11 protein-coding genes are annotated in these 13,211 nt (G+C 72.7%); 4 read left to right on the top strand and 7 right to left on the bottom strand.

Annotated features, from left to right (window positions below):
- Positions 1 to 143 precede the first annotated feature (143 nt).
- Positions 144 to 1,100 (top strand): decaprenyl-phosphate phosphoribosyltransferase, encoded by a 957-nt coding sequence (locus LCD35_RS16840; RefSeq protein WP_255615105.1) that lies wholly within the window; start codon positions 144 to 146, stop codon positions 1,098 to 1,100.
- A gap of 52 nt (positions 1,101 to 1,152) precedes the next feature.
- On the opposite strand, the gene LCD35_RS16845 is transcribed toward LCD35_RS16840, so the two are convergent.
- From LCD35_RS16845 to LCD35_RS16865, 5 genes are all read right to left on the bottom strand, one after another.
- The gene (locus LCD35_RS16845) at positions 1,153 to 2,418 is read right to left on the bottom strand and encodes an NAD(P)/FAD-dependent oxidoreductase (RefSeq protein WP_224958409.1); all 1,266 of its coding nucleotides are present in this window, start codon (positions 2,416 to 2,418) and stop codon (positions 1,153 to 1,155) included.
- Complete coding sequence (locus LCD35_RS16850) at positions 2,415 to 2,816, bottom strand: GtrA family protein (RefSeq protein ID WP_224958410.1); 402 nt, start codon at positions 2,814 to 2,816, stop codon at positions 2,415 to 2,417. The genes LCD35_RS16845 and LCD35_RS16850 overlap by 4 nt, the downstream gene beginning before the upstream one ends.
- On the bottom strand, positions 2,803 to 3,780 hold the full coding sequence (locus LCD35_RS16855) for a glycosyltransferase family 2 protein (protein ID WP_224958411.1): 978 nt from the start codon (positions 3,778 to 3,780) through the stop codon (positions 2,803 to 2,805). The genes LCD35_RS16850 and LCD35_RS16855 overlap by 14 nt, the downstream gene beginning before the upstream one ends.
- Before the next feature lie 232 nt (positions 3,781 to 4,012).
- Entirely contained in the window at positions 4,013 to 7,282 is a 3,270-nt protein-coding gene (locus LCD35_RS16860) for an arabinosyltransferase domain-containing protein (RefSeq protein ID WP_225044441.1), read from the bottom strand.
- A gap of 97 nt (positions 7,283 to 7,379) precedes the next feature.
- On the bottom strand, positions 7,380 to 8,207 hold the full coding sequence (locus tag LCD35_RS16865; RefSeq protein ID WP_224958413.1) for a helix-turn-helix transcriptional regulator: 828 nt from the start codon (positions 8,205 to 8,207) through the stop codon (positions 7,380 to 7,382).
- A gap of 319 nt (positions 8,208 to 8,526) precedes the next feature.
- Here LCD35_RS16865 and LCD35_RS16870 point away from each other — a divergent pair, with 319 nt between their 5' ends.
- The 3 genes from LCD35_RS16870 to LCD35_RS16880 all read left to right on the top strand — a co-directional run bounded on the left by LCD35_RS16870 (position 8,527) and on the right by LCD35_RS16880 (position 10,699).
- Positions 8,527 to 8,751 carry a zinc finger protein gene (locus LCD35_RS16870; RefSeq protein ID WP_224958415.1) on the top strand — a complete coding sequence of 75 codons (225 nt, stop codon included), beginning with the start codon at positions 8,527 to 8,529 and terminating at the stop codon, positions 8,749 to 8,751.
- Positions 8,748 to 9,716, top strand: coding sequence for a hypothetical protein (locus LCD35_RS16875; RefSeq protein ID WP_225044442.1), 969 nt, complete (start codon positions 8,748 to 8,750; stop codon positions 9,714 to 9,716). Before LCD35_RS16870 ends, LCD35_RS16875 begins: the two co-directional genes overlap by 4 nt.
- 119 nt (positions 9,717 to 9,835) lie before the next feature.
- Positions 9,836 to 10,699 carry an alpha/beta fold hydrolase gene (locus tag LCD35_RS16880; protein WP_224963219.1) on the top strand — a complete coding sequence of 288 codons (864 nt, stop codon included), beginning with the start codon at positions 9,836 to 9,838 and terminating at the stop codon, positions 10,697 to 10,699.
- A gap of 93 nt (positions 10,700 to 10,792) precedes the next feature.
- Here the strand turns inward: LCD35_RS16880 and LCD35_RS16885 are convergent, their stop codons facing one another.
- Together LCD35_RS16885 and LCD35_RS16890 are read right to left on the bottom strand one after the other, a co-directional pair.
- A complete protein-coding gene (locus tag LCD35_RS16885) occupies positions 10,793 to 11,764 on the bottom strand; it encodes an LGFP repeat-containing protein (protein ID WP_225044443.1) in 972 nt (323 codons plus the stop codon).
- Positions 11,765 to 12,100: 336 nt separating this feature from the next.
- Complete coding sequence (locus tag LCD35_RS16890) at positions 12,101 to 13,174, bottom strand: hypothetical protein (protein ID WP_225044444.1); 1,074 nt, start codon at positions 13,172 to 13,174, stop codon at positions 12,101 to 12,103.
- Between the last annotated feature and the right edge of the window lie 37 nt (positions 13,175 to 13,211).

Raw genomic sequence — 13,211 nt, forward strand, 5'->3', positions numbered from 1 at the left:
CGAAGACCGAGGACGGCGGGACGGAGAACTCCGCCGGGAACGGCGCGAAGGCTCCCGTCGAGACGGACGCCGAGCAGGTGCGCGAGGTCGAGGCCGACGCCGAGGGGTCCATCGGCTCCGAGGCGGGCGGCAGCGCCGCCGCGCTGGAGGAGTCCGAGGCGAAGGCCGGGGACGAGAAGGACAAGTCCTCCGACGCCTACCACGCGAAGGTGACCGCGAAGGCGGGTACTCCGGCGGGCCTGATCAGCGGCCTGATCAAGGAGCTGCGCCCGAAGCAGTGGGTCAAAAACGTCCTGGTGCTGGCCGCCCCGTTCACCGCGGGCGCGCTGCTCAACACCGACGTCGTGCTCGACGCCGCCCTGGCGTTCGTGGTGTTCTCGATGGCCGCATCGGGCATCTACTTCATCAACGACGCCATCGACGTCGAGTCGGACCGCCAGCACCCGACCAAGCGGAACCGGCCGATCGCGGCGGGCCTCATCCCGGTGCCGATCGCCTGGGTGGTGGCGGTGCTGCTGCTCGGCGGCTCGCTGGCCATCTCCGGCGTGGTGAGCTTCGGGCTGTTCACGGTGATGGCCGTGTACATCGCGGTGCAGCTGGGCTACTGCTTCGGCCTGAAGCACCAGCCGGTGATCGACCTGTGCATCGTGGCCTCCGGGTTCCTGCTGCGCGCGGTCGCCGGTGGCGCCGCGGCCGGGCTGGAGATCACCCAGTGGTTCTACATCGTGGTGGCGTTCGGCTCGCTGTTCATGGTGGCGGGCAAGCGCTACGCCGAGGTGAAGCTGGCGGCCGAGACCGGCGCGAAGATCCGCAAGTCGCTGAAGGCGTACTCGCCGTCGTACCTGCGGTTCGTGTGGGCCATCGCGGCCGCGATCACGATCATGACGTACTGCCTGTGGGCGTACGACATCCGCGAGATCGAGCAGTCCCGCTGGGGCATCATCTCGATCATCCCGATGGTGATCGCGATCCTGCGGTACGCGGTGGACGTGGACAAGGGCGTCGCGGGCGAGCCGGAGGAGGTGGCGCTGAAGGACAAGGTGCTGCTGGTCCTCGGAGCCGTGCTCGCGGGCTGCCTGTTCCTCGCGTACTACCTCTGATCGAACCCGATCTCGGAACGCCCCCGGTGCCCGCCGGGGGCGCCCCGCCGTTCTAGGGCCGGTCCAGGCCGAGGTCGCGGATGACGTCGTGGGCCATCCGCACCGCGTAGCTCTGGCCGCGGTCCTGCGGGTAGATCTGCGACATGGTGGCCAGCACGACCCCCGGCATCGAGGTGGCGTGCGGCGGGATCAGGTCCCGGTACTCGGGCGTGACGACCGGTTGCGCGAACCCGGCCTTGGAGAAGTGCCAGTCCTGGATCCACGACTCGTCGAACTCCGGGTTCAGCTTCCGCAGCCACGGGACGTAGCGCGCCAGCAGCTCCGAGGGTTCGGTGGTGAACCGCCAGTCGTCCCGCGGCACGTAGTTGCCGACGTAGACGACGTGCCGCCCGCCGTACTCGGCGCGGTCGACCATGTTGGTGTGCTCGACGACGGCGAGGAACGGGAAATCGGTGTCGTTGATGTTGAGCCAGTAGTACGGGATGACGCTGCGGTCGCACTCCAGCACGAAGCAGGTGGCGCCCAGGTACTGGTTGCGCCACAGCACGTCGTCGGATTCGATCTCGGCGGCCTTCGCGAACACCGGTTGCGGGACGGTGACGACGAGCCGGTCGAACTCGTAGGCGGTGCCGTCGGCGGTCTTCACCTCCACCGAGTTCGGCTGGCGGACGGAGACCACGGGCTTGTCGAACTCGACGCGGCCGCCGCGTTCGGTCACCGCGTCCAGCAGCGCCCGGTACACCTTCTGGAACCCGCCGTGCACGTAGCCGAGCTCGAAGGTGCGGTAGTGGATCCGCGCCCACAGCCACGCCATCGACACCTGCTCGGCGCGGTCGCCGAACTTGCCGGTCAGCAGCGGTTCCCAGATGGTCCCGGTGACCCGCGGCCCGGCCCAGCGGCGCATCCAGTCGAGGGCGCGCACCGACCCGAACCGGGAGCCGTCGCGGACCGCTTTGAGCGCGGCGGAGCTGGCGCCGAACCGCAGCCGGTCGAGCAGCGAGAACTTCGGGAACCGCAGCATCTCCAGCGGGGTGCCGAACGGGTGCAGCTCGCCGTCCAGGTACACGCCGGTGCTGGGGGAGTGGAACCGCAGGTCGTCGGCCAGGCCGAGCTCGGTGATCAGGTCGATCATCGCCCGGTCGGTCTTGAAGCTGTGGTGGTAGAAGCGCTCCAGCGGGGTGCCGCCGACCTCGATGGAGGCCGCGAGCCCGCCGAGCTCGGCGGAGGCCTCCAGCACGGTGACGTCGTGGCCGGCCTTCACCGCGTCGAACGCGGCGGTCAGACCGGTGGCCCCGGCGCCCACGACACCCAGCTTCATCCGAAACTCCATCTCTTGTTGATCAGGTATTGCAGCAGCACGACCAGCGGGATCGCGGCCGCCTTCACCAGGTTCGGCGTCACCCCGAGCAGCCCGGAACCCAGGTGCAGCAGCAGGAACGTCACCGCCATGCCCGCCAGGCCGACGCTGTAGAACCGGGCGAAGCGGACCAGCAGCCGGTCCCGGGTGCGGAAGTTCAGCCGGGCGTTGAGCGCGAAGTTGTTCGCGATGCCGACGCTGGTGCTGATCGCGTTCGCGAGCTGCTCGTGCAGCCCGCAGGTGTTGAACAGCAGCAGGAACACCAGGTAGTCGAGGGTGACGCCGCTGACGCCGATGATCCCGTACAGCACCAGGGCGCGGCTCGGCCTCGGCAGCCGGCGCTGCTCAACCCCCGTCATGCCGGATCACCTTGCGCACGATGTAGAGCGGGCGCTGGCGCACCTCGTCGTAGATCCGTCCGATGTAGCTGCCGATCACGCCGAGCGAGAGCATCTGCACCCCGCCGAGGAACAGCATCACCACCATGATCATCGTCCAGCCGGAGACGGTGATCTGCGGGAAGAACAGCCGCAGCGCCACCGCGTAGAGGATGCCCAGCGCGGCCAGCCCGAGGCTCAGGAACCCGATGCGGGTGATCAGCTTCAGCGGTGCGGTGGAGAACCCGGTGACGCCGTCGGCGGCGAGCCGCACCATCTTGCGCAGCGGGTACTTCGTCTCGCCCGCGGCCCGCTCGTTCCGGTCGAACAGCACCTCGGTCTGCTGGAACCCCATCGAGGCGACCATGCCGCGGATGAACCGGCTGCGCTCCCGGAACCCGCGCAGCTCCTCGGCGGCGCGCCGGTCCAGCAGCCGGAAGTCGCCGGTGTCCACCGGGATGTCCACTTCGGCCAGGTTGTGCAGCAGCCGGTAGTACGAGTGCGCGGTGAGCCGCTTGAACCGGGTGTCGCGCCGGGTCCGCCGCCGCGCGGACACGATCTCGGCGCCGCCGCGCCACGCGTCGATCATCTCGATGCTCACCGCGGGCGGGTCCTGCAGGTCGGTGTCCATCACGACCACCGCGTCGCCCTCGGCGTGGTCCAGCCCGGCGGTGATGGCGATCTGGTGGCCGAAGTTGCGGGCGAAGTCCAGCACCCGCACCCGCGGGTCGGCCTCGGCGAGCTCCCGCAGCACCTGCAGCGAACCGTCCCGGGAACCGTCGTTGACGTAGATGAACTCGTACTCCAGGTCGGGCCGGGTCGCGGTGGCGGCGAGCAGTTCCCGGTGGAACCGGCGCAGGCCGTCCTGCTCGTCGTACACCGGCAGCACGTAGGAGATGAGCGAACCCGTGGCCGCCTCCTCGGTCCGCCGGTCTGGCGAGGGCACCGGCACTGCTCGGCTGATCGTCTCGGCCACCTGACTCCCCCTCGTCACCGTCCTCGCGTCGCGTGGACGCCGCGCTCGGCGGATCGGTTGCCCGTCGGTCGGGCGATCCGGCGCGGTTCGTCCGGGCGGGGAACGGCTCGGGGTGCCCGGCGCACCCGAGTTTTCCGCATCGGGCCACCGCTGGGCACCGGCATCGCGTGATCGTTATCCACCGGTCCGGTGATGTTCGCGGTCACGGGTGCAGATCGCCTTCTTCGAAGGGGTAGGCGCCGTCGCCGTCCGCGCCGCCCTGCAACACCCGGCGGGTGCGCTGGTCGTAGGCGTCGCGGTCCAGGTCGTAGCGCACCGACAGCACGTGCCCCCAGGCGAACCCGGGGTCGCCGCGCAGCCTGCTCGGCGTCTCCAGCCGCCGGGATTGGCCGAGCACACCGGTGAACACCCCGCCGTAGGACGGGTCGAACGCCATCGAGCCCTCCCCGGCGGGCGGGGTGATGAGCAGGCCGGGGCTGTCCGCGGTGCCGTGCGAGACGCGCGGGTAGTCGAAGTAGCAGGGGAACAGGAAGCTGATCGGCCAGTCGACCAGCGCCGGGATCCCGCCGTCGAGCACGTCGCGCAGCGGCACCACGTCGCGCACCGCGGGACCGCTGAACGCGAGCCAGCCCTGCTCGTCGGTGGTGGTGTCCACGGCGTGCAGCCGGACCCGGTCGGCGCGCGCGGGCAGGTCGGCGGCGGTGACGGTGATCAGCCGCCAGGAGCCGAAGTCCCGCCAGTCGACGGGCCGGCCCTTCCGCGGGTCCTCGTAGGGCAGCTGCCGGGGCGGGGTGTCGCGCAGCGCGCGGGAACCGAGCTCGCGCACCTCGTCCCCGGTGCGGCCGCCGAACTGGAGCGCCAGCTCATTGCCCTGCTCGGGGCGGCCGGCGACCCACACCGACAGCTCCTGCCCGGGGCGCAGCGCGGGCAGCTCGAACCAGCCGGTGGTGACCTCGCCGGTGGTGGCGGGGCCGTCGCGGAGGCTGTCCCACATCAGCGGGCTCGCGTCGGTGGGTTCGGCTTCGGCGCCGGTGGGGCGCAGCGCGAGCTCGCCGGGTTCGCGGCGCAGCAGCGGTTCCTGCGGCGGGCGGCCGGGGCGTTCGCGGTTCGCGGCGAAGGCGGTGGCCGGGGGCTCGCCGTCCTCGTCGTCGGCGGTCGCAGCGGTGCCGGTCTCCGCCTCGGCGCCGGTGTCGTCGAGCGGGCCGTCGACGAGCCGCAGCGCGCCGTCCTCGGCCAGCGGCAGCGTCTCCACCTCGTTCTCGATGCCGCAGCTGCGGGCCCGCACGCTGTCCCAGCTGGAGCGGCCCACCGAGAACGCGCCCGCCTGCGCCGGTGCCTGCGCGAACGACCCGAGCAGCACCACCACCATCACCAGCGCCGACAGGGTGAACAGCGCCGAGGCGGGCAGCGTCCACGCCCCGGCGAGCGCCCGCATCCGCACCAGCCCGAACCCGAGCAGACCGATCACCGCGGCCAGCAGCAGCCACGGCAGCGGACCGTCCAACGGCAGCCCCAGCGGCCGCACCGCGGTGTCCGACCACGCCACCCCGAAGTCCGAGTACTGCCACCACGAGTTGGGCCCGGTGAACGCCAGCGCCGCCAGCACCGCGCCACCGACCGCGCCCGCGACGCCGAGCTGCCGGGCTTCGCGCTTCGCGCCCGGCAACGCCCCCACCCTGGCCAGCAGCACCACGGTCGCGGCCAGCAGCGCGGGCGCCACCCCGGCGAGCGCGCCGAAGTGGTGCGTCCACTTCGACGGCGTCAGCCACAGCGTCGCGAACACCGCCACCACCGCGCCGACCAGCAGCGGCAGCTCCGGCATCCGCACCGCCCGGTGCAGCCGCCGCAGCACCGCCGCGGACGCCAGCAGCACGGCCGCGATCGCCAGCAGCACCGCCAACCGCTTGCTCGCCGTCCCCCAGGTGGTGGTGCCCAGCAGCTCCGCGTACCGGTCGATCTCCTGGTACCAGCCGAGGCTCGGCCCGAACTCCTCGTGGATCTCGGTGGCCCGGCGGAACCCGGTCCAGGTGGAGTCGGCGAACATCGCCACCACCCCGACCGAGCCGAGGCAGCACAGCAGCGCGGTCCGCGTCGGCACGGTGATCCAGCGCGGCAGCGCCCCCTGCACGACCAGCACCCGCCGGATCCGCGGTGCGAACGCCAGCACGATCAGCAGCGCCGCCACCCCGGTGGGCGTGACGGCGACGGTCAGCCCGGTCAGCAGCGCCGCCGCGCCGAGCGGGCCGAACGGGGCCCGCGCCGTCGGCGCGGTGGCCCGCAGCAGCAGCGCGACGACGGCGGCGGTGCCGAGCGCCACGAACGCCTCCGGCCGGATGCCGAGGTCGAACGGCAACCAGCAGGCGAGGAAGAACACCGCGCTCAGCAGGTGCACCGGCACCCGCCGGACGCCGCGGCACAGCGGGGCGACGATGCCGTGCGCCAGCACCAGCCAGGTGAGCATCCCGGCGACGACGCTCGGCACCCGCAGCCACGCGGGCGCGAGGCTGTGCTCGGACACCCAGCGCATCAGGTGCTGCACCAGCGTGAACGGTGCCTCGGAAGCGTTGAACCAGCGGTAGAAGTTGCCGATGTCCCCGGTCGCCGCGTGGTTGCGGATGGTCAGCATCGCGAAGCCGTCGTCATCGCTGATCGGCCCGATGACCAGCCAGCACGCCAGCACCGCCGCCACCGCGGCATCAACGAGTAGTAATGCCGCCGTGTTGAAGCGGATGCGATCGAGCACTGCTCGCCGGATCGCGGCCCAGGTCGGCGGGGTATGCGCGACGAGCAGCAGCAGCGAGGACGCGGCCAGCAGGAGCGCCGCCCCGATCAGCGACAGCTTCAGCGAGCTCGGCGCGGTCTCGAACCAGGTGTGGGCGCGGGCGGTGACCGACAGCTCGGCCGCCTGCTCAGGAGCGAGGCCGGTGCGGAACGCGAAGATCTCCGGCGCGGGCACGTCCGGTAGCACGATCGCGGGCAGCCCGCCGACCACGACCTCGGTCCGCTGCGCGTCGGCGCGCACGGTGAGGTCGCAGTCCGCGGGCAGCGGCGGCAGCGGGACGGCGCGTTCGCCGAGCACCAGGTCCGGGGCGCCGTCCTCGGTGCGCAGCACCAGCCCGTCGCGCTCGCTGCCGGGCGGGGTGGTGGCCAGCAGCAGCACCGGCTCCGGCCGGTCCAGCGCGGCCCGCAGCGCGCGGCACGGGACGGTCGCGGTGAACTCGGCGGGGCGGTACGGGGCGAACAGCGCGGTGGTGGACACCGCGGGTTCGTCGGCGGCGGGCCAGCTCACCTCGGTGCGGTCGGCCCACACCGGGGCGAACGGCAGGGCCAGCGCGCAGCACAACCCGGCGAGGCCGAGCAGCAGCGCCACCACGTGCGCGATCCACCTGGCGCGGCGGGCCGCGGGAGCGGTCAGCTCGTCGAGGGGGCGTCGCGCTTCCCCTGGTGCACGGATCGGGCTGCTGGGCTCCACGACACCGTCCTCAAGAAGATCTTCCCCGTCGCCGCGGGATCATTCTTGCGCACGCGTCGCGGACGGCTCCGGTCGCCGTCGTCGCCGGACCGCCGGGTCAGCGGACTTCGTCGAGCAGGGTGGCGGTGTCGCCGGGGCTCAGCGCCGCCGCCCGGAGCCGGGCGAACGCGGTGTCGTACCACTCGGTCTGCGCCGGTCCGTCGAGGTAGTCGGCGTTGCTGAGGTGCTCGATGTAGACGAGCCGCCCCGGTGCGGGCTGCTCGTAGTGCAGCAGCTGGAACGAGGTGCCCATCGCCGCGTGCGCGCCGGCGCCGAACGGCAGCACCTGCACGGTGATGTTCGGCCGCTCGGTGAGGTCGCGCAGGTGCGCGAGCTGCTTGTGCATCACGGCGCAGCCGCCGACCTGGCGGCGCAGCACCGTCTCGTTGAGCACCACGGCCACCGCGGGCGGCTCGTCCCCGGCGAGCACCGCCTGCCGGTCGGCGTTGACGGTGACGAGCCGTTCGAGCTCGTCCGCGTCGCGCCGCGGGTCGAGCGCGAGCGCGACCGCCTTGGCGTACTCGGGGGTGCGGAACAGCGCGGGAACGAGTTCGGACTCGTACGCGAAGAGCGTGGCGGCGATGCTTTCCATCGCGACGAATCGCTGTGCCCAGTCCGGAACGCGAATATGATTCCGCTTCCGGGCTTGGCGGGCGAGTTGCAGAACGGTTTCCGCGCGGTCTCCCGGCACCCCGTAGCAGTCGATGAGCAGCCGCACATCTCCCGGTCCGATGGTGGCCTTGCCCGTCTCGATCTTGCTGATTTTCGGTTTCGTGCATTCCAGCGCGTTCGCCGCCTGTTCCTGGGTCTTTCCGCAGCTCTCGCGCATGTCCCGCAGCAGCCTGCCCAGCTGGAGGCGGGCCACGGGAGGGCCGGTGATGCTCATCGGTGGCCTTTCGATCGAAACGGGGGATCGAGTCCAGTTGTTCCAGTGCGCGGACCTGTGCGCAATCAAGATCATCCGAATGGGTAGTTCCTCCGGGAATGCACTCTCTTTATCGTTCAGGTAGGCCGGTTCTGGCTGCGCGCCGGACGTGCCGCGGGAGTCGTGCCGCGGGAGTCGTGCCGCGGGAGTCGGCGGTGAGAGCCGTGCGGCGAGAACTGCGCGGCGAGAGAACGGTGCGGCGGCCCGGAACGTCCCGGAATTCGGCGGCGGACGCGCGCCGCGAAAGCGGTGTCCGCAGCGGAGGACGAGGAGGTTCGCGGTGTTCATCAGGTTGGCCGGTCCGGTCGCGTACTGGCGCCCGGCGAAGGGCGAGCGGCACGCGTTGTCCGCCGAGCAGCGGCCGTACCCCGGGCAGGTGCGGGATGCGCTGTGCGGGTTGCGGTTCACCATCAACGAGCCCAGCGACTGCGACTGGTTCGCGGAGTCCTGCGCGGACTGCCTGGCCAGGGCGAAGGCGCTGCGCGATGCGAGGGAGCAGGGATGAGCGCCGAGCAGCTCGGGGCCGTGGTGGCCGGATCGGTCCTGCTGGCCGGGGTACTGGCACTGGTGCTCCCGTTGCGCGGGGGCCGGGGCGAGCACGGCGGCGCGGGGCCGGGCGCGGTCACCGTCGACCGACTGCGGGTGCGCTCCCGCGGTGCTCCGGTGGCTTCCGCCGGACGGCGGCGGGTCCCCGCTGCGGGACCGGCCGCGCGTCCGGGAAGCCCGGTGCGGGCGGTGGCTCCGGGGCGGCGGGTGACGGACCTGCGGTCGGCGGACCGGCCCGCGCCGGTGGGCCGCCCGACCTGGACGGTGCGGGCCGGCGTGGCGCCGCCTCGGCCGGCGGCCGGTGCTGCGGCGCCGGCCTCGGTCCGGCCGCGCCCGCGGTTCCCCGCGAACCGGGTGGTCGCCGTGGAACCGACCCCACCGCGGCCCGCGCCGCCGAAGCCCGGACCGCCGAAACCCGGGCCGCCGACGCCCGGAGCGCCGAAGCCCGGACCGCCGAAACTCGGACGGCCGAAACCCGGACCGCCGCCGAAGCGGGACTCGCCGAAGCCGGGCTCGTTCGAACCCGGACCGGCGGAACCGGGTCCCGCGACGTCCGGCCCCCCGGAGCGGGGCCCCCGCTCGGCCCAGCCCCCCGCCGCCCAGCTCTCCGCGGCCCGGGTCCCCGCGGCCAGGCTCCCCGCCGCCCGGCCCGTTCCGGCCCCGCCCGCTCCCGCCTTCCGGACCGCGTCGGCGGACGTCCTCGCGCCCCCGTCGTCCTGCGCGGACGTGCCGGACGAGGAGATCGTGTGGCCGGAGCAGGATCCGCAAGAGCACGCCGGCAGGCACCGGCTGCGCACCGACGACTGGTTCTGCCACCGGCTGGGCACGGCGCTCGCGCTGCTCGCGCACCGGGAGTTCCGCCCGGTGGCCCCGCCCGCGTTGCCGTCGCGCGTCGATATTCGCTTGCCCGGTGCCCTACTCTGACATCGTGATCAGCTGACGAAGCCGCCCGCTCGCCCTCGCGAGCCGTCCCGTTCCGCGACCGCGGAAGCCGGGCATCCCACGACGTTCCGGCGCGACCGCGCCGTCGGAGATGAGGCCCCATGTCAGCGAACCCCACCATCGTGCTGGTCCACGGCGCCGCGAGCACCGCGGGCGTCTGGTCGCCGGTGCAGCGCGAGCTGGCCCTGCGCGGCTACCGCAGCCTGGCGCCGGACCTGCCCGGGCACGGCCTGAACGCGCACCACCCGGCCGCCTACTACCAGTCCCCGCAGGACGTCGAGGCGTTCGCCACCGCCCCTTCCGCGCTCGCCGGGATCGGGATCGACGACTACGCCGAGCACCTGGAGGGGCTGCTGCGCCGCGTCGCCGAGCACGGTCCGGTGCTGCTGGCGGGCACCAGCGCGGGCGGCATCCCGATCACCGCGGTCGCCGAGCGGTGCCCGGAGCTGGTGGGCCGGCTCGTGTACCTGTCCGCGTGGTGCGCGGTGCGCTCGGAGTCGGTGGCCGATTCGGCGCGCTGGCCGGAGCACACCGGGAACCTGCTGGACGAGATCGGGTGGCCGGTCCTCGGCGATCCGGCGGAGCTGGGCGTGCTGCGGTTCAACCTGCGCGACTCCGACCCGGCGCGGTTCCGGGCGGCGAAGGCCGCGATGCTGGCCGAGGGCACCGACGACGAATTCCGCGCCCTGGTGGACGTGCTGGAGCCGGACGCGAACGTGCGCATCGGCGCGGAGCGGGTGCCGGCGACGGCGGAGCGCTGGGGCCGGGTGCCGCGCACGTTCGTGCGGTTCGCCGCGGATCGCTGCACCCCGCTGCCGGAGCAGGACCGCATGATCGCGGACGCGGACGCGCTGGCGCCCGCGAACCCGTTCGACGTGCGGACGCTCGACTGCGGGCACGTCGGGTACTTCTGCCGGCCGGTGGATTTCGCCGAGATCCTGGGCGGGCTCGCCGACGCGCTCTGACCGTCCGAAGTGGACCGATTCGGTCGGTCCACTTCGGACGGACGGGTGAGCGGGGCCGGACCGCTCCCCGCGGTGGTCCGGCTCGTCAGCGGATCACCACGGTGCGTCGCTGATCGCGCCGGTGTCCGGGTTGCGCAGGATGTAGCCGCCCTGGAAGTCCACCTGGACGCCGCCGTCGACCTCGTGCGGGTCGGACGTGGGGTAGCCGAGGTAGCCGGAGTAGCGGTCCAGGTCGTACCAGTGCCGCAGCACGTCGCCCCGCAGCCAGTGCGCCCCGGATTCCGGGGACCAGTAGACGGCCCCGGTCTCCTGGCGGCCGGAGAACTCGTTGAAGCGGCCGATGGCGTCGTCGGCGACCTGCTCGTCGGTCGTCGGGTAGCCGAGCTCGCCGGTCTCCCAGCCCTGCGCGGCCCATGCTTCGCGGATCGCGCCCTGCACCGAGTGCGCGCCCGTCTCCTCCGACCAGTACACCGAGGCGCCGTCCCCGTTCGGGCCGACGAAGTGGTTGTAGCTGCCGGATCCGTCGACGGTGGCGGTGGTCGTCTTCGTCGGGTAGCCGAGGTAGCCGACCTCCCAGCCCTTCGCCTCCCAGAAGTCCCGGATCGGGCCCCACACGCCCTGCGCCCCGGTCGCGTCGGTCCAGTAGATCGAGGCGGGCCCGGTCGCGTCGCTGCCCGCGAACTGGTTGTAGCGGCCGACTCCGTCCGGCGCGACGCGCTCGTCGGCGTCGGCGGCGCCGAGCACGTCGTAACCCCCGATGTCGTTGTACCGCGCGGCGATGTCGCCGTGGATCTCGGTGACGCCGGTGGCCTCGATGTGGAACAACCAGCCGTACTGGAACCGCTGGTAGCTGGTCTCGCCGTCGGTGTGCTGCGAGTCGACCGGCTCGCCGAGCAGCTGCCGCAGGTCGGCGTCGTTCCAGTACCGCTCTTCGATCGGCGTGAAGGCCTGCTGCTGGACCTGTCCGGCCGGTTCCGGCACGGCGGCCGCGGTGGCGGCGGGTCCGGCGAGGGCGAGCGGCACGGCGGCCGCGGCGAGCACGATTCCCCAGTTCCTGGTGTTCAAGGCACGTCCCCTTTTCGCTTGCACAGCAAGGAATTTCCGTACGACTTGAGCACGCGGGGCGGGGTCGGCCGGTTGCCCCGGGTTTCGACGTTCACCGGTTCGGCCGCATCGGCCGGGATCCACGACGGAGGCGTCGAGGCCGTGAAGTCCGAGCGTTCGGGCGAAAACGGGGGCGCGGGCGAGATCGGGGCCGGCGACCGGAATCCGGGCGGGGGCGAGCGTTCTGCGGAAGCGGGTGGAACGGGAAGAGGTGCGCCTGACGGACCCCACTCCGTCAGGCGCACCTCAGTTCGTGGCCCGTTTCCCGTTGTACCAGCCGGGATCCGGGCTCGCCCGTCAGCGCTTCGGGAAGTCGGCCACCCGTCCGCCGTCCCGGTGCCAATCCACGTACCCCAGCTCGAACTCGGTGCTGCGGCCCCACGGCACGTCGTGCTCGCCGCGCACCGGGTAGCCGAGGTAGGAGCGTTCCCAGCCGAGCGCGGACCAGCGGGCGCGGATGCCGCCGTACACCTCGACGGCCCCGGTCTGCGGCGACCAGTAGATGGAGGCGGCACCGGTGTCGCCGCCGGTGAAGTGCGCGTACTTGCCGCGCCCGTCGGGGGCGGTGAGCTCGTCGGTGGTGGGGTAGCCGAGCAGCCCGTTGGGGCCGCTGAACTGGAGGTACTTGTCGATGATGGCGCCGCGCACCGAGTGCGCCCCGGTCTGCGGGCTCCACGCGATGCCCGCGGCGAACTCGCCGTCACCGTCGAACCGGGCGTACTTGCCGCGCCCGTCGGCGGCGGTGATCTCGTCGGTGGTCGGGTAGCCGAGCGGCCCTGCCTCCCAGCCGGATTCGGCCCACTTGTCCCGGATCGCGCCGAGCACCACGTGCGCCTCGTTGTCCCGGGTCAGGTAGATGGAGGCGCCGCCGGGGCGGGAGAAGTGGTTGTAGGCGCCAAGCTCGTCGGGGGTCGTGGTGGTGTCGGTGGTGGGGTGGCCGAGCGCGGCACCGCCGCCGTTCTCGGTCCACTTCTCCAGGATCGGGGCGCGCAGCAGGTGCGCGCCGGTGGCGCTGGTGAAGTAGATCGCCGAGGCGGTCTCCTTGCCGTCGAGGCTGACGAACTCGGTGTAGCGGGCGCCCGCGTCGTCGGTGAGCTCGTCGGTGGTGGGCACGCCGACGACGTCGTGCGCGCCGAGCGCGACGAACCGGTCGAGGATGCCGCCGAAGACGATGTGCACGCCGGTGTCGGGCGTCCAGTAGAAGCGGGCGTGCTCGTACTCGCGCCAGCGCAGCGAGTCGTGCTCGACCTCCTCGTCGCCGAGCGGGTTGCCGATGGCGTCCTTCACCGCGCGGGGCAGCGCCGAGTAGCGCGCTCCGATCTCGCCGTCACCGGGGCGGGTGGGTTCGTCGTGGACCTGTCTTTTACACATCTCCGAGCCCACGAGACCCTAAGACATGGGGGGGTGC

The organism is Saccharopolyspora sp. 6V, assembly GCF_020176785.1.
Taxonomy (GTDB): Bacteria; Actinomycetota; Actinomycetes; order Mycobacteriales; family Pseudonocardiaceae; genus Saccharopolyspora_C; species Saccharopolyspora_C gregorii.